The sequence below is a fragment of the Amorphus orientalis genome, assembly GCF_030814015.1.
Lineage (GTDB): Bacteria > Pseudomonadota > Alphaproteobacteria > Rhizobiales > Amorphaceae > Amorphus > Amorphus orientalis.
Genome location: NZ_JAUSUL010000006.1, coordinates 34,206 through 48,972 on the forward strand (window position 1 = coordinate 34,206; position 14,767 = coordinate 48,972).

Annotated in this window: 13 protein-coding genes; 7 read left to right on the forward strand and 6 right to left on the reverse strand. The window is 65.3% G+C overall.

Annotation, left to right across the window (positions count from 1 at the left end; all coding sequences use genetic code 11):
• Positions 1-2 precede the first annotated feature (2 nt).
• From J2S73_RS20340 to J2S73_RS20355, 4 genes are read left to right on the forward strand one after another with little or no spacing between them, the layout of a single operon-like run.
• A complete protein-coding gene (locus J2S73_RS20340) occupies positions 3-1,271 on the forward strand; it encodes a MotB family protein (protein WP_306887526.1) in 1,269 nt (422 codons plus the stop codon).
• A complete protein-coding gene (locus J2S73_RS20345; RefSeq protein WP_306887527.1) occupies positions 1,268-4,282 on the forward strand; it encodes a MotC family chemotaxis protein in 3,015 nt (1,004 codons plus the stop codon). The genes J2S73_RS20340 and J2S73_RS20345 overlap by 4 nt, the downstream gene beginning before the upstream one ends.
• Positions 4,282-5,814: a flagellar hook-length control protein FliK gene (locus tag J2S73_RS20350; RefSeq protein WP_306887528.1), complete on the forward strand. Its 1,533-nt coding sequence runs from the start codon at positions 4,282-4,284 to the stop codon at positions 5,812-5,814. Before J2S73_RS20345 ends, J2S73_RS20350 begins: the two co-directional genes overlap by 1 nt.
• A complete protein-coding gene (locus J2S73_RS20355) occupies positions 5,768-6,331 on the forward strand; it encodes a transglycosylase SLT domain-containing protein (protein WP_370874478.1) in 564 nt (187 codons plus the stop codon). Before J2S73_RS20350 ends, J2S73_RS20355 begins: the two co-directional genes overlap by 47 nt.
• A 397-nt stretch (positions 6,332-6,728) precedes the next feature.
• On the opposite strand, the gene J2S73_RS20360 is transcribed toward J2S73_RS20355, so the two are convergent.
• Positions 6,729-7,382, reverse strand: coding sequence for a protein phosphatase CheZ (locus tag J2S73_RS20360; protein WP_306887530.1), 654 nt, complete (start codon positions 7,380-7,382; stop codon positions 6,729-6,731).
• Positions 7,383-7,637: 255 nt separating this feature from the next.
• On the opposite strand from J2S73_RS20360, the gene J2S73_RS20365 reads away from it, so the two are divergent.
• From J2S73_RS20365 to J2S73_RS20375, 3 genes are all read left to right on the forward strand, one after another.
• Entirely contained in the window at positions 7,638-8,021 is a 384-nt protein-coding gene (locus tag J2S73_RS20365) for a response regulator (RefSeq protein ID WP_306887531.1), read from the forward strand.
• A gap of 29 nt (positions 8,022-8,050) precedes the next feature.
• The gene (locus J2S73_RS20370) at positions 8,051-8,779 is read left to right on the forward strand and encodes a hypothetical protein (RefSeq protein WP_306887532.1); all 729 of its coding nucleotides are present in this window, start codon (positions 8,051-8,053) and stop codon (positions 8,777-8,779) included.
• Positions 8,780-9,159: 380 nt separating this feature from the next.
• A complete protein-coding gene (locus tag J2S73_RS20375) occupies positions 9,160-9,828 on the forward strand; it encodes a response regulator transcription factor (protein ID WP_306887533.1) in 669 nt (222 codons plus the stop codon).
• Between the two features lie 16 nt (positions 9,829-9,844).
• Here J2S73_RS20375 and J2S73_RS20380 read toward each other — a convergent pair whose 3' ends face one another.
• From J2S73_RS20380 to J2S73_RS20400, 5 genes are read right to left on the reverse strand one after another with little or no spacing between them, the layout of a single operon-like run.
• Entirely contained in the window at positions 9,845-10,612 is a 768-nt protein-coding gene (locus J2S73_RS20380; RefSeq protein ID WP_306887534.1) for a response regulator, read from the reverse strand.
• 6 nt (positions 10,613-10,618) lie between these two features.
• A complete protein-coding gene (locus J2S73_RS20385; protein ID WP_306887535.1) occupies positions 10,619-11,890 on the reverse strand; it encodes an EAL domain-containing response regulator in 1,272 nt (423 codons plus the stop codon).
• The gene (locus tag J2S73_RS20390) at positions 11,865-12,236 is read right to left on the reverse strand and encodes a response regulator (protein WP_306887536.1); all 372 of its coding nucleotides are present in this window, start codon (positions 12,234-12,236) and stop codon (positions 11,865-11,867) included. The genes J2S73_RS20385 and J2S73_RS20390 overlap by 26 nt, the downstream gene beginning before the upstream one ends.
• On the reverse strand, positions 12,236-14,005 hold the full coding sequence (locus J2S73_RS20395) for a sensor histidine kinase (protein WP_306887537.1): 1,770 nt from the start codon (positions 14,003-14,005) through the stop codon (positions 12,236-12,238). Before J2S73_RS20395 ends, J2S73_RS20390 begins: the two co-directional genes overlap by 1 nt.
• On the reverse strand, positions 13,956-14,537 hold the full coding sequence (locus tag J2S73_RS20400) for a putative pterin-binding protein (protein WP_306887538.1): 582 nt from the start codon (positions 14,535-14,537) through the stop codon (positions 13,956-13,958). The genes J2S73_RS20395 and J2S73_RS20400 overlap by 50 nt, the downstream gene beginning before the upstream one ends.
• Positions 14,538-14,767: the final 230 nt, after the last annotated feature.

Here is a 14,767-nt window from a genome sequence, read left to right on the forward strand (position 1 = left end):
CAATGAGCCAGGGTGAGCATCAGGATCTCATCATCATCAAGCGTGTTGATGAGGAAGAGCACGAGCACCACTCCAGTGCCTGGAAGGTCGCGCACGCCGACTTCATGACGGCCATGATGGCCTTCTTCCTGATCATGTGGCTGATCAATGCGACCGACGACGAAGTCCGCAAGATGATCGCGGCCTACTTCAATCCGGTCGATCTCGCCGCCAGCGTGACCAACCAGAAGGGCGTGCTCGATCCCGCCGACGCGCAACTGGTTGCGCCGCCGGACGGGGAATCCGGCAAGGGAGACGGCGAGGGGCGCGCGGAAGAAGTGCCTGCACCCTCCGACGCGGAACATTCGGCACGCGAGAAAGCAGCCTTCCAGGATCCGTACTCGGTGCTCGCCAAGCTGGCCGAGGAAGTCGAGCCGAACCAGAACAGCGACGTCAACGCGCCGGAAGGCGAGGCGGGCGATCCCGGCCAGAGCGGTGGAGACGTGCTGCGCGACCCGTTCGACCCGGCCTACTGGCAGAGCGAAGAGGCCCAGATGGAGCCGCCGGTGACGATCGCCGGCGGGACGGCCGGCAAGACCGGTCCGGACCAGACCCATTCGGATACGGCTGCCGAGCGTCAGGCTGCTGCCCAGGCTCAGGTCATGGGGCGGGAGCAGGGGGCCGCGACCACGGCGACCGCCGCTTCGGTGGGAGGAGCCACCTCCTACACGCAGCAGCCGCTCGGCCGCCGCCCGCTGGAGTTGACCGGCGCAGCCGTCATTCTTCCGCCGGAGGAAGGCGTCATGTCGAACGACAGCGAAGTGACGGAGCTCGCCCGAGACCTCGACATCGCAATGGAGTCGTCGATCGACAGCGGTGCCAAGCCGCACCTTCTCGTCCAGGAGACCAGCGAGGGTCTGCTCGTCAGCCTGACCGACGACATCGACTACTCGATGTTCGAATCCGGCTCCGCCGTGCCGGCGCCGAAGGTGGTCGTGGCCATGGCCCGGATCGCCGAAGCCCTTGCGCAGCGCGACGGCGAGATCGTGGTCCGCGGCTACACCGACGCCCGTCCGTTCCGTTCCGAAACCTATGACAACTGGCGCCTGTCCAGTGCGCGCGCGCACATGGCCCGGTACATGCTCATTCGCGGCGGCCTCGACGAGGATCGGATCGTCAGCGTCGAAGGGCGTGCGGACCGCGAGCTCAAGAACGAAGCCGATCCCAATGCCGCGGAAAACCGGCGGATCGAGATCCTGCTGCGCGAACCCGACCAGGGTGGTGGTGAATGATGCGGCGTTCGCTTGCGCCGGTGCTTGCCGCCGTCCTCGCGTTTTCGCAGGGGCCGATCTCGGCCGCTCCGGCGGCCGCCCAGTCGGGCGAGCCGATGGTTCTAGTTCCCGGCGACGAGCCGGTCTCCGCGCGTGAGCGGTCGCGCGGGCTCCTGTCGTCCATCCGGCGCGCGGTGCCGACGGTGCTGCGCGATCCCGAGGTCGTCGCATCCGAGCGGCAGGCCGCCCAAGGCGCACGGGCGCCGGTCGTGACGGATCCGGCGCCGACGGAGGCACCCGCTCGCCCGGTCACGGCCGCCGCGGCCGTTGCGCCCCTCCCTCCGGCGCGCCCGCAGACACCGACCGTCTCTGCGCAAGACGGTTCGACCGCGACTGCGGCAGAGGTTGCGGCCGAGGACAAGGCGTCGGCCCAGGCGGAGCCGGAGGCCGTCGGAGGCCTCGAGTTCGCCGTGCAGCCGGGTTTGCCGGCGGAGCTCGCCAACGAACGCGCTTTGGACCAGGCCGCCAGGGCCGTCATGTCGGCGAAGACGTCCCGCAACAAAGAGACCGAGCCGGCACCGGTCGGCGCGGACCCGTCTGCCCCGCGCGGAACCGGTCTGGCCCCGATCGAGCCGGTGTCCGACCGGACCTTTGCCGAGGCGGGCATTCCGGTGCCGCGCCCGGCCGCGATCCCGGGCAACGAACCGGATGCCGCTTCCGAGGTCGCCGAAACGGCGGAAACCCTGCAAGGGCCGCCGTCCTCCCCGGTGCTGGCTGACGGCGTCGAAACCTCGGGTGTTGAGACCGCCGGCGCCGGCGTGGACGCCATTGGGCCGCAGCCTGTTCTGGCCGATGCCGGAGATGCGACCACGGACGGACACGAAGATGACGCCGGCGAAGTCCAGGCGGCCGGCCATCCGGCCGGGTCCGAACCGCTCGTGGCGGACGCCCCGACGGACGCGGAGCCTGAAGCAGCCGACGCAGCGACCACCACCGAGCTCGGTCCGCAGGTTTCCGAAACGGCTGACCTCGCCGAGGCGGATCCGGACCTGTCCGAAGACGTCCCGGGCGTCGGCGGTGGCGAGACCGCCTCTGTCACGCCGTCCGTCGACACCTCGGACAGCTCGGACGAGGGTGCGCTGGCCGTGACCGCTGTGGACGCCGAGCAGGCCTACGAGGAACACGTCGTCGATCCCTCGGATGCAGAAGTCTATGTGGACGAGCTGGTTGCGGAGATCGCCACGGCCGGTATGCGGCCCGATGCGCCTGCGGCCGATGCCGTCCCCGAGCAAGCTGATACCCATCAGGATGCGATGCATCAGGATGCGACCCATGACGACGTCGGCGATCCGGAGACCGGGCAGGGCGGGGATGCCGAGACCGTAGCGGCCGCTGGCGTCGCTTCCCATGCCACCGAAGCCGATCACACGCCGAATGCGTCCGACACCTCGGAGGCCCACGGCGACGCGGACCACGCGACTGCTCCCGGGCCGGCGGGGCCGCACGGGGGAACCCCGGAGACCGAAACGCAGGCCCATGCCGGCGATTCCGCCCATGGTGAGGCGGACAGTGCGCCTCATCAGCCGGCAGAGACCAGCAGTTCACCTCATCCTGTTGATGTCGCCGCAGCAGATGCGGGCGGCCGGGTCGGTGCGGCCCTGGCGGCCGCGATGACGGGACAGGCGGTGGAGACCGGCTCTCACGCCGGTGAGGCGGATGCCGCTCACGACACGCCTGCCGCCGACATGGCGGGCCACGATGCGCACGAAGCTGAAACCGGTGCGCATTCCGATCAGGCACACGGGACTTCAGACGAGGCGCAGGGCGCCAAGGCCAAAGGCGACGATCATGGCGTTTCGGACAAAGACGAGCCTGCGCCGGTCGAGCCCCTGACCCAGCCGTCCCGGCTCGGCAGCGCGGCAGACCAGGTCGGTGGCGCCATTGCACCTCCCTATCAGCTCGTGCGCACGCTCCAGACGCTCCAGGACAACATCGCAGCCGGTTCGGCCGACGCGCTGAACGCCCAGAAGGTGTTGCTGGCCCAGATGCACGCGGACCTGTTGGCCGTCGATCCGGAGGTCTGGCAGGACCGCCGCAACGCCGAGGCGCTGATCGTCTACACGCTCAGCGGCGGTCGGCCCGAGGTGACCCGCGAACTCCTCTCCCGGGAGGAGGCGCCGAACGTGGACGAGCGTCTCTTGCGGGCGGCCCTCGCCTATGTCGAAGGCCGCGAGCTCGAGGCGCGCAAGATGTTCGAGACCATCGAGCCGCTTGACCTGCCGAGCAGCATGGCGGGGCAGGTGGCCCTGGCCAAGTCGACCCTGATGCTCGACGTCGACCGCGCGAAGTCCATGGAGCTTCTCGACGTCGCGCGCCTGCTCTCGCCGGGCACGCTGGTCGAGGAGGCTGCCCTGCGCCGTGAGATCTACCTCGCCAGCGAGCGCAACGACATCGACCTGTTCGAGCGTCTGGCGCTCCAGTACTTCTATCGCTTCCGCAACTCCGTCTACGCCGGCAACTTCCGCCAGCGGTTCGCGGATGCGCTGACGCGGATGAGCTTCGTCGACGATCCGGAGCAGTTCGACCGCCTGAACAGGCTGCTGGTCGACCTGGACGACGCCGACAAGCGTGAGATGTACCTGGTCGTGGCCCGTGCTGCGGTGAACGAAGGCAAGACGTCGGTGGCCGCGAAGGCGGCCGATGCGGCGCTCGCCTCCGCCGAGCCGAACTCGCGGGACCGGTCGCGGGCGCTCCTGTACCGGGGTGCGGCGATGGCGGTCACGCCGGAAGGGCTGGAGACCTCCATCGACGATCTCACCCGGGTCGACCGCCGGGTGCTGACCCCGTCGGACGCCGCGCTGTTCGATGCGGCGGCGGCGACGGCGGATCTCATTCTCAACGCTCCGGAAGGCTCGGCGATGGCCCAGGTCGACCTGACCGAAGACGACGAGACGTTCCCCGAATCTGACGTGGTTTCACAAGCGGCATCCGCCATCGAGGCGGTCGACGCGCTCCTGAAGGAGACGCAGTGATGTCAAGGATTGCTTTTTCCGCTCCCGAGTTCATTGCCCGGGACGATGCGGTCGGGGCGCACGCCCGTGCATCCGCCAAGACGGGCCAGGACGGCCAGGTGGCGAAGGACGGCAAGGAGGGCGTGTCCGAGTTCGCCGCGCTCCTGAAGAAGGCGGCGGAAACCAAGACCGGCGGTAACGCGTCCGAACAGGCCCAGGCCGGCGCCGGCCAGAAGGCGGGCACGTCCGATCTTCGGAGCGGGCTCGGGCGTCCGGTGCGGCAGGAAGAGGACGGCTCGGAGCTTGCCGGAGAAGGACAGTCCGGAAGCGACGGGGACGCGCAGGCCCAGGGCGACGACGCGGCCCAGACCACCCGGGACATGAGTCTGGCGCAGCTTCTCGCCGCATGGTCGGAGACGTCGCCGCGAGCGGCCGCCGGACAGGCGGCTAACGGGTCTGCCGCCGCCGAACAGAGCGCGAAGGCCGGTGCGGGCGCGCGCCAGGGGGCCGGCTCGGTCACGTCCGGCCAGTCGGATCCGTCCGCCCAGGGCTGGACCGGTCCGGCGATGCCGGATGACGCCGACGCGCTCGCCTCCACCACGCCGAAGATGGCGGCCCATATCGTCGACCGCCAGACCCATTTCGCCCCGGTGCAGACCCGCGCCATGCTGGGTGCCAAGTCCGAGACCGGGGCGGCCGGCACCCCCGGTACCGCCGCGGAAGCCAATGTGGCTGCGCGCACCGAACCCAATGCCGCCGCGCGCGGTGGCGCGGTCGAAGGTCCGGCCGAGCGGAAGCAGTCCGGCGGACCGGATCCGCGCGTCCAGGGGCAGCGCATGGCGGAGCACCCGGGACAGCAGCAGCCCGATGAAGGCCGCGCCTCTTCGTCGTCCGACAAATCCTCCTCCGACAAGGGCTGGCGGATGGCTTCCGCCGGTGCGACCGGATCGGAAATGCCGCAGGCGCCCGGCTCCAACGGCCAGGCCGGTCTGCCCCAGTCGACGCTGCAGCGTCTGGGCAGCAGCCTGGTGGCGACCGCCGGAGACCTGGTCGGCGCCCGGATGTCCCCCGCCGCGACCGCCGATCCCCAGACCTCCGGCGACAATATGGTCCGCATCCTCGAACTCGAGCTGACCCCGGCCGAGCTTGGGCTGGTGCGCGTGCGCATGCGGATGAGCAACGGCGGGCTCGAGCTGCAGGTGGCGGCTGCGCGTCAGGGAACGGCCCAGCTTCTGGAGCAGGACAGCTCCAAGCTGATGTCGATCATCAAGGACGCCGGCTACGACGTGGACTCCGTCACGATCCAGGCTTCGAACGACGGGTTCCGCTCGCATCTCATGCCGCATGGCCGGCAGGAGGCCTCGTCGATGCCGAACCCGAATCCCGGCGGCGGCTCGTTCCAGCCCCAGGGCGAAACGGGCGCCGGCGGCGGCAACGGCCGCGACCGCAATCCCAATTCCGACAACACGTCTTCTCAGTCTTCGTTCAAGGACGACGATGGTTCAAATGCTTCGAAAGGCGAGACTTCTCGCTCTGGCTCTCTTTACGTTTAGTGGTCTCGGCGCAGGAACGGCTTTCGCCGGCAATGTCTGCGAGAAGGAGATGGAACGGGCCTCCGCCAAGTATGGCGTCCCGCTCGGGATCCTCTATGCCGTGGGCTTGACCGAAACCGGCCGCAAGGGATCGCTTCAGCCCTACGCGATGAACATCGAGGGCGCGTCGTTCTTCGGGGCGAGCGCTGCCGATGCAAAGCGCAAGTTCGCCGAGGCGCGCAGTCAGGGCAAGAAGCTCATCGACCTGGGCTGCATGCAGATCAACTACCATTATCACGGCGAAAAATTCCGCTCGATCAGCCACATGCTCGAGCCGAAGGCGAATGTCGACTACGCGGCACGCTTTCTTCAGGAGCTGAAGGCGCGCGAGGGCACCTGGACGATGGCGGTCGCCCGCTATCATGCCGGACCCAACAACGATCCCGCCCAGAAGCGGTATGTCTGTGCGGTGATCCGGAACATGGTTGCCGTGGAATTCGGAACCTGGACGCCGAACGCCCGTCGCTTCTGCGCCTGACGCTCCGGCTGCACCTCTCGAAATCGGGTTTGGGCGTCTTCGGAGACCGGCTGATGCCGGTCACCGGGGGCGCCTTTGCGCTTCCCGTGTCGCAACGGAACGCGTCTGCTCGCGGGAGGGCGTCCGGACTTCGGTGAAAGACCGGGCCGCGCGCAAAAAAAATGCCCCGCCGACCGGGATCAGGTTTCCGGATCGGCAGGGCATTTTGGAGGGCAATTCGGTAGTCGAGCACTGATGCTGTCAGATTACCGCAGAAGCCTGATGCGTTCAGTCGGCCGTCATCCTCGGGCGCTTTGGTCGGCGGTCGCTCCTCTCGCGGATCGACCGGGATTGGTACATGCGCGTTGGCCCCGGACCTTCGTGATCTTCTACGGGCAGCCCCGCAAGCGTCGAGAGCTTACGGGAAAAGGGAATCGATATCGTCCTGGCTGACGACATCCACGTCACCGTTCAGGACCGGACCGTGCATGGCAACGCCGGCGCTGGTCCGGGAGAAGGAATGCGGGCCCGACTTGCTGGTTTCGCTATGGTCCACATCGCCGAAGTCGGTCCACAGCTCGGCCATCGTGGAGATGCGGCCTTCGATGAAGTGCATCAGGCCGATCACCTTGCTGATCCGCTGCCCGGTGATGTCCTGGAAGTTGCAGGCCTCGAAGATGCGGATCGTGTTGTCGCGGATCTCGGTGATCTTCGCGATGTCCTCGTCGCTCGCGGTCGCCTGCAGCTTGGCTGCCAGATCGTCGATGGCCTCTGCCGACGACAGAATCGTATCCGTCGCCGCCTCGGTATTCGCAACGACGGCGTCCAGCTCGTCCGCAGCGCGGTTGAACTGCGCGTTCTTGTTTTCCTTCTCGTTCAGGGACGTCAGCTCGCCGCGCGTCTGCGTGATCGCGTCCTGAATCGTCTCGACACCTGCCAGAAGGGTGACGCCGGACTTTGGCGACGACACTTCCTGGGCCCAGTTTTCCAGACGACCGATCAGCCCGCGCAAATCGGAGAGTTCGCTGTAGATCCGATCCAGAGGGGTGTTGGTTGATGGCGTGAATTCCATTGGTTCGCCTTCTTTTTTTCGACTGGCCATCTCGATCCGAAACGGCCGCCTCTCCGTCGACATCAGCATCTCCTATTGGCTATGTGCTCAAAACCGGAAGTATCTATTGTCAGAAGTCCCCGAATTCGTAAATGGCTCCACGATTAGCCAGGCAAGCTTCGCGCAAGTCACCTTCAGTTACACCGTATTCGTTAAATCCGGTGCGCTCGCTTCAAAGTGAGCGCCTTTCCGACGACCCATCACATGGAGCTAACGATGGCGCTCGACCTCTCGATGCCGGTCCTGGTTGTGGACGACTACAAGACCATGATCCGCATCATCAAAAATCTCCTGAAGCAGCTTGGGTTCGAGGACGTGGATGAAGCGGCCGACGGACAGGAAGCTCTTGGTAAGCTGAAGGAGCGTAACTACGGTCTGGTCATTTCCGACTGGAACATGGAGCCGATGACCGGTTACGAGCTGCTTCAGCACGTACGGTCCGACGAAGCTCTGAACGGTATTCCGTTCATCATGGTCACGGCGGAAGCCAAGTCCGAGAACGTCGTCGCCGCGAAGAAGGCCGGTGTGTCCAACTACATCGTGAAGCCGTTCAACGCGCAGACGCTCAAGGGCAAGATCGAAACCGTCTTCCAGAACTGAGCCGCGGTACGCGCCGGGCACGATGAGCCATGCGCATGCTGCGCGAGGCGAGAGTGCGCGCGGCGCTTATCGCAGCCCTGGTCAGCGCATTGCCCCCATGTGCAGTGGCAGAGGACGCCGCCCGGTCGCGGCCGTCCCTGCACGCGCAGGTCGCTGACGGATCGGATCGTGCCGAACCGGCCTGGAATCCGACTCCGCCCGAAATACGGGGTCCCGATCGCGGATACATCGAGGACGAGATCAAGGCGGCGATGAACATGACGCCGCCCGGCCGCCAGGTGCGTCTCGACCTGCGGTCCGGAAGCCGACTGCTTCTCACCGTGTCTGCCTACGAGATCGGACCCGGCAGGACCGATTGCCGAACATTCCACTACCGCTATCAGGCCTTTCCCGCGGCCACAGCAGAGGTCGCCGGGCGCCGGTGCTGGTTCGAGACCACGGGCTGGCGGGCCCTGCGCCCGGACGAGCTCTTGAGTTCCGATGGTCTCGCGCAGCCTGGCTATGGTCGTGGAACCGGCGGGAAGGACTCCGGCGAGGCAGGGAATTTTCTTCCCGACACCGGGAACCCGTCGCCGTCTTCGCTCGTTGATGGCGAGGATGACGAGTCGTCGACGAAGGGTTCCTCCGACGACACGGCCGTGGATGACGCTGGCGAAGGCTCGATCGAGGCGGGCGAGGACGACAATAAGCGTCCGGGAAAGCCGTCGCGGGTCATTCTTCCGTTCATCCTGGACCAAACCACCACCAAATCCCGATGAATTTCACTCCATTTTGGGGGTGGTTCGGGCTTGTGCGTCCGCTTCCCGAGAAATGATAAGCGTTAACAATCGGTTAACGATTTCCGCCTTCGCTCCGGATCGGTCCATCTTGGTCCGGGGAGGGCATTTGCGCCCGAATCTTCATCCTCAGGTGGTCATTTTCGGGTCGGTTGTGTGCACGAATGGGCACATGGTTCGTCCAATGCCTCCCAATCGGGAGTGAATGGATCGGAAACGACTCCCAATCCCGAACAGCTTTCCATTGAATGGAATGAATTAGGCTCGTACCCAGAGATTGTGACGCGGCGGTCTTGCCGACACTTGGTGCCGAAAAGAAAAAAGCGGTCCAATTCGAAGAAACCGTTTAGGAGATCTCGCTCGTGTACGTTGTCGTCGATCATCGTGAGGCAGTGACCTCTGGTTATCAGTCCGGTTTCGCACGGGAAGGCTTTGCTGCCATCGGGCTCTGCTCGAAAGAATTCAAGGAATGGCTGACCAGCGCGTCGGATCAGGACATTGAAGCCGTTCAGGGTTTTCTTCTTGGTGATGTGGACGGTCGCACCGCGTATCCGGAGATCATCCGCAACCACTCCCGCGCACCGATCATCGCGCTGAGCGAGGAGCGCTCTCTCGAGCAGACGCTGGAGCTGTTCACCTCCGGGATCGACGATGTGGTCCGCAAGCCGGTCCATGTGCGCGAGATCGTGGCGCGCTCCGACGCTGTTTGGCGGCGCGCGAATGCGGTCGAGAAGCCGACCTCCAGCGGGCGCCTGAAGGTGTTCTTCAACGGGCGCGACCCGGAAATCGACGACGAGCCGCTTCCGCTCCCGCGCCGCGAGCGTCACATTCTCGAATATCTGGTCAAGAACAGCTCCCGCCGGGTCACCAAGACGCAGCTCTTCAACGCCATCTACGGTGTTTTCAACGAGGAGCTCGACGAAACCGTGATCGAGGGCCACATGAGCAAGCTCCGCAAGAAGCTTCGCCAGCGGCTCGGCCACGAGGTGATCGATGCGAAGCGCTTCCTGGGCTACCGCTTCGTCGCCTGATGAGGGGGCGGGCGCGTCACGCCCCGCCGCCGAGACGCTTGGTCTGACGGTCGACGAAATCGCGCATCCGCTTGCGGCCGCCGTCGGTCAGCTTGACGACAAGGCGTCGCCGGTCTTCCTGATCGGGGACCCGGTCGATGAGGCCGGCGGACTGCAGGTCGTCGATGCGGCGCAGGGCGGTGGTGGTCGGTGCCCCGGAGGCGAGGCACAGGCTGGTGACGGAAATGGTCCGTCCGCTCGCCTCCGCAAGCGCGAGGTCCAGAAGCATGTCCCAGGACGGATCCGAAAACAGGTTGGAATCGAAGATGGCGTCCCGGTCCGTCCGCGCGGCGACGAGCGCGCGCAGATAGGACGAATGGGACGGCAGCTCCGCCCCGTTCTGGGATGGTGCGGCTCCGGCGCTGTCCGCCGACAGCGCCAGCGCATGATCGATGGCGTGGCCGACTTCCTCGGGCAGGATCGGTTTCTGGAGAAAATCAACCGCCTGGAGGCGCAGCGCCGCCACGGCGCGATCCAGCGATGCATTGCCGGTGATCACGATGGCCATCAGCGGGCGTGATTTTCTCCGGAAGCCGAGCTTCTGAAGCAGTTCGATGCCGTTGATGTTCGGCATCTGGATGTCGGTGACAACGATTTTCAGCTGAGGGTTCTCGTCGACGAGCCGCAGCGCGTCGTTTGCGTTGTTGGCCGACAGAACAGGATGGCCGAGCGCCTCCAGGCCCTCCCCAAGCTCCTCCAGAACCAGCGGGTCATCGTCGACAATCAAGACTTTCGGCGCGGACATTATTACCTATCCGGCCGACCGCTCGAGCGTCGCGTATCCCAGGTTCGTTTCCATCTCCGGCAACATTGCGATCAACTCCGGCAACGGGCGCTTTTTCGAGATCAGGTATCCCTGAACATAGTCCACTTGGTTCGCGCGGACGAGGGCCATATCATCCAGATTTTCAATGCCCTCCGCAACGATCGCAAGGTCGAGGCGCCTGCCGAGGTGAGCCAGTGACTCGTAAATCCCGCGCCCCTTCGACCAGGTTCGGGCCGCTCTGATCAGCTCCATGTCGATCTTGATTTCCGTCACCGGCAGATTGGCCAGCTGCAAAAGCCCGCTCTGGCGTTGACCGACGTCGTCGAGCGCCAGCCGGAAACCGGCGATCCGCAACTTGAGCAGCGACTGCAGCGCGGCGAAAGACGAATCATAGAGCCCGTTTTCCGTCAGTTCCAGGATCAGCTGGTGCGGTTCGATGCCGGCAGCTTCGACGACAGAAAGAAGCGAAGTTACAATCTTAGGTTGTGTAAGCGCTTCGATCGGCGCATTGATGCTGACGGTCCCCGACCAGCCGGCGCGAGTCCAGGTCCGGCATGCCACGGCAGCTTGCTGCGCCACGTTCTCCGTCAGACGTGCGATCAGGGCGCGATCGCCTTCGATCGCGTTGATGATGTCGATCGGAGACACCTGCCCGAGGCCGGGCAGCCATCCGGCGAGCAGGGCTTCTGCGCCACAGAACGACAGGTCCTTCGAGCGGACGATCGGCTGATATTCGACCGGCAGCGTGTCTTCGTCCAAGGCGGCGTCCAGCGCATTGCGGATGTCGGAAGCGGCTGGCGGCACGTAGATGGAGCAGGGGGCGACCTCGCGGGCCGACCGCAGCAGCGCCTCCAGGGCGAACAGGTCGAACGGCTTCTGCAGCCCGGCCAGCACCGTCAGTCCGGCTCGTTCGGCCGCCGCCGCGGCGGCCCTGAGGACGGGCTCCCCGTGGCCGGTGATCAGAACGATTCGGGGGGGATGGGCCGTGGTCGTCAGCCCGAACAGCACGTCGGTCCCGTCCATGCCCAGAAGGACCATGTCGAGGACGAGGATGTCGGAAGGCGCGAAATCCGTCGCCGCGATCGTCGAGCCGTCTTCCAGACCGATGACGGGATGGCCGTGGGCGGACAGAAACTGACCGATTTCTTCCCTTAGATCGGGGTCGTCATCGAGAACGATGATCCTGCCCCGCGTTTCCCTGACGTGTTGCATCTGTCGGCGCGACTTCTCTTTAGATCGCCAGCCGCCTCTCGACATCGTTGAGCAGCGCGACCGGATCCACTGGTTTCAAGTAGAGTACGTCGGCCCCGAGGTCGTCAGCGGTCGTATCCTCGATAACGTAGCCCGTCATGATTGCGTGAAGCTGTGGCCGCATCTCCTTCGGAAGGGCCTGTGCGAAGGCGATCAGGGACGTCCCGTCGCGATCGTCGAGTCGCAGGTCCGTCAGGAGCAGGTCGGGTCGCGGTCCCTCCACCAGAAGCCGCTTGGCATCCACCGTGTTGTGGCAAAGCCGCACCTCCCAGCCGTGCTCGTTGAAGAATTCCGAGAGTTCCTCGACGATCTCCGCCTCATCGTCGCACATCAGGATCTTGAACGGTGCCACTATGCGGCGCTCCTTGCGGAGGCGGCGGTCTGCGGAACCGGCACGACGACGGTGAAGCGCGCGCCGTCCGGCGTATTCTCGGCGTGAATGTCGCCATCCATCTTCCGGACGATATTGCGCGACATCGACAGACCCAGGCCGGTCCCTTTTTCTTCCGGCTTGGTTGTCATGAACGGCTCGAAAATCGTGCCGATCATGGCGTCGGGAATACCGCCGGCATTGTCCTCGATGATCAGGTAGACCTTCACGCCGGTGGTGGTGGCCCGGATCGTCACGGTCCGGTTTCGCGGCTCGTCGGTCTCGCAGCCCTCGAAGGCGTCGCGGGCGTTGAGCAGGATGTTGACGATGACCTGCTCGAACAGGGTCTGCTCGCCTTCGATCGTCATGCCATCGGGTAGCGCGATGTCGAGCGCGAGGTTGATGCTGGCGAGCCGGAACTGTTCGGCGACAAAGCCGATGGCCAGGTCGATCGTCCGCGCGATCGGGAAGCGTTCCGTGCTCATCTTGGCCTTGCGGCCGTACCGGCGGACCTGATCGGTGATCCGCTTGGCGCGTTCCACCTGCTCGTCGATGCGGGAGATCTTCGCGAGCACGGCGGCGGTGTCGTCGCGTGCCAGCAGGTGCCTCGCATTCGCCGCCGCCATGCGGATGACGGCGAGCGGCTGGTTGATCTCGTGGGTGATGGCCGACGCCATTTCGCCGAGCGTGGAAAGCTTCGCCGCCTGCAGGAGCTGATACTCCGCGTCGCGGATCTGCGTGTTGTCGCCGAGCGCGATCAGGCATTGCGGCCGGCCTTCCCAGACGACGGTGACGCAGAGCCCGCGCAGGGCGATGATGCTCCCGTCTTCCTTCTGGAAGGAGAAGGCGCTCCCCTGGTCCCCGGAGCTTCCGAGGCCACTGCGCGACGTGGCGATGAAGCGGCGCCATTCCGGATCGTCGTAGGGCCGGTCGATCATCTTGGTGGCGGCCACGTTCGCAAACGAGACCGAATAGTCCTGCGGATCGAACACGACGATGATCGCCGGCATGGATTCCACCAGCGCATGCAGGCTCTGCCGGCTGGCGGCCGCTTCCTCCTGAGCCTCCTGCATGGCGTTCAGGCGTTCCCGGTCGCGGGTCGTCTGAAGATAGAGAAAGAGCACCAGGAGCCCGCCGGAAACGAACAGAAGCGCGAGCGGGAGGAAGGCCGGGCTTTCCGCGAGGATCTCTTCGCGGCGGGTGATCTCCCGGTTGTTGGCGATCGACGATTGCAGCAGCGTCTGCAGGACCGGCTGCAATCCTTCCAACTCGCTCTGCACCCGGTCCAGCCAGGCCACGCGCTCCCATTCGGACAGGGTTGTGGGAGCGGCGTCGAGATAGGTGTCGAGCGTGGTCTCGTAACCCTGCAGCTGACCCTTGTACTGCTCGATGTCGGTCAACAGCTTGCCGTCCTCGGAATCGTAGAGAAGCGGCAGGCGCGAGCTCAGGATCGCCAGCCTCAGCTGCAGGTCTTCGAAGTTCTGGTCGGTCGGAGCGAACGAGGCGACGCGGACAGCGGACAGGGATTTCACCAGCTCCAGCTGGGCCTGGTAGGCGACCCAGCCCGATGTCCGGATGCTCGCCGACAGCGCTTCGCGGCCCTGCTCGCGTTCCCAGTAGAGAAGGGCTGTGCTGGCGAACAGGCCGAGTGTCGTGATCGCGAGGACGATGGTCAGCCCGCGCGAAACCGACCGGCTCTGGTCACTCGACGAAGAAGTCGATCGTTTCGACCTGCCAAACCATCCGGTCATGATAAATCTGCCTGTCCAGTATTTCGGGTCGATCATCGACGGGATAGACGACCCAGAAAGGCCCCTTGTCGCGGATCAGCATATGGTCGCCATTGTGCTTCGTGGCGAGGATCGCACCCAGGTCGGCCCAGTCCTCGCGGGGGAGGGTCGCGACATAGTCGTTCAGCGCGACGAATTTCGCCGACTGAACCGGTTGCGGTCCCAGGTCGGCGATCGCGCCGATCGACGGTCCGGTAAAATGGTGGACGCCTTCCATCCAGCGCAGCTGCGTCTCCACCTCACCCTGAGGAAGCGCCTCGATATCCGCCCGGTCGAGCCTGGTCTGCTTCATGACTTTGCCGTCCGGCGTCACCCAGCGGACGAAAACGTGGTCGTGGTCACTGAGAGCATGCGCTCCGATCGATAGGGCGACCAGGGCGACGACCGCAGCGATCACCCTGACAAACGCGGACATTGTCTTTCGCTCCAGATCCGGTGACCGGTACTCGCAAGGCCTGGCCGGGTGCAATTCATCGTCGATAGGCGGTTTCAATGCTATTTTAGGGAGACTTCATATTTGCACAGCAACCGGGGGAGGGCGACTGTCTTTTGCTCCATTTTGAGAGTGAACTATGACTTTCGACTCCGAAGTCCAGCGGCCGGGATGAGGGCTGTCGGGACCGTCGCGGCGGCACGCTTCGTCGGGCGCGGGTCACCTGCAATGCGAAGGATCCGTCGACGAAGCCGTTCGTGAGGGTGCCACCCGGCAGGAAAAGGCTCCGG

Bases quoted from the DNA above. Each gene is read 5' to 3' on its own strand.
- J2S73_RS20340 (WP_306887526.1), top strand. From the start codon at position 3: ATGAGCCAGGGTGAGCATCAGGATCTCATCATCATCAAGCGTGTTGAT.
- J2S73_RS20395 (WP_306887537.1), bottom strand. From the start codon at position 14,005: ATGACCGGATGGTTTGGCAGGTCGAAACGATCGACTTCTTCGTCGAGT.
- J2S73_RS20355 (WP_370874478.1), top strand. From the start codon at position 5,768: ATGCTTCGAAAGGCGAGACTTCTCGCTCTGGCTCTCTTTACGTTTAGT.
- J2S73_RS20385 (WP_306887535.1), bottom strand. From the start codon at position 11,890: ATGTCGAGAGGCGGCTGGCGATCTAAAGAGAAGTCGCGCCGACAGATG.
- J2S73_RS20350 (WP_306887528.1), top strand. From the start codon at position 4,282: ATGTCAAGGATTGCTTTTTCCGCTCCCGAGTTCATTGCCCGGGACGAT.
- J2S73_RS20365 (WP_306887531.1), top strand. From the start codon at position 7,638: ATGGCGCTCGACCTCTCGATGCCGGTCCTGGTTGTGGACGACTACAAG.
- J2S73_RS20380 (WP_306887534.1), bottom strand. From the start codon at position 10,612: ATGTCCGCGCCGAAAGTCTTGATTGTCGACGATGACCCGCTGGTTCTG.
- J2S73_RS20370 (WP_306887532.1), top strand. From the start codon at position 8,051: ATGCGCATGCTGCGCGAGGCGAGAGTGCGCGCGGCGCTTATCGCAGCC.
- J2S73_RS20345 (WP_306887527.1), top strand. From the start codon at position 1,268: ATGATGCGGCGTTCGCTTGCGCCGGTGCTTGCCGCCGTCCTCGCGTTT.
- J2S73_RS20360 (WP_306887530.1), bottom strand. From the start codon at position 7,382: ATGGAATTCACGCCATCAACCAACACCCCTCTGGATCGGATCTACAGC.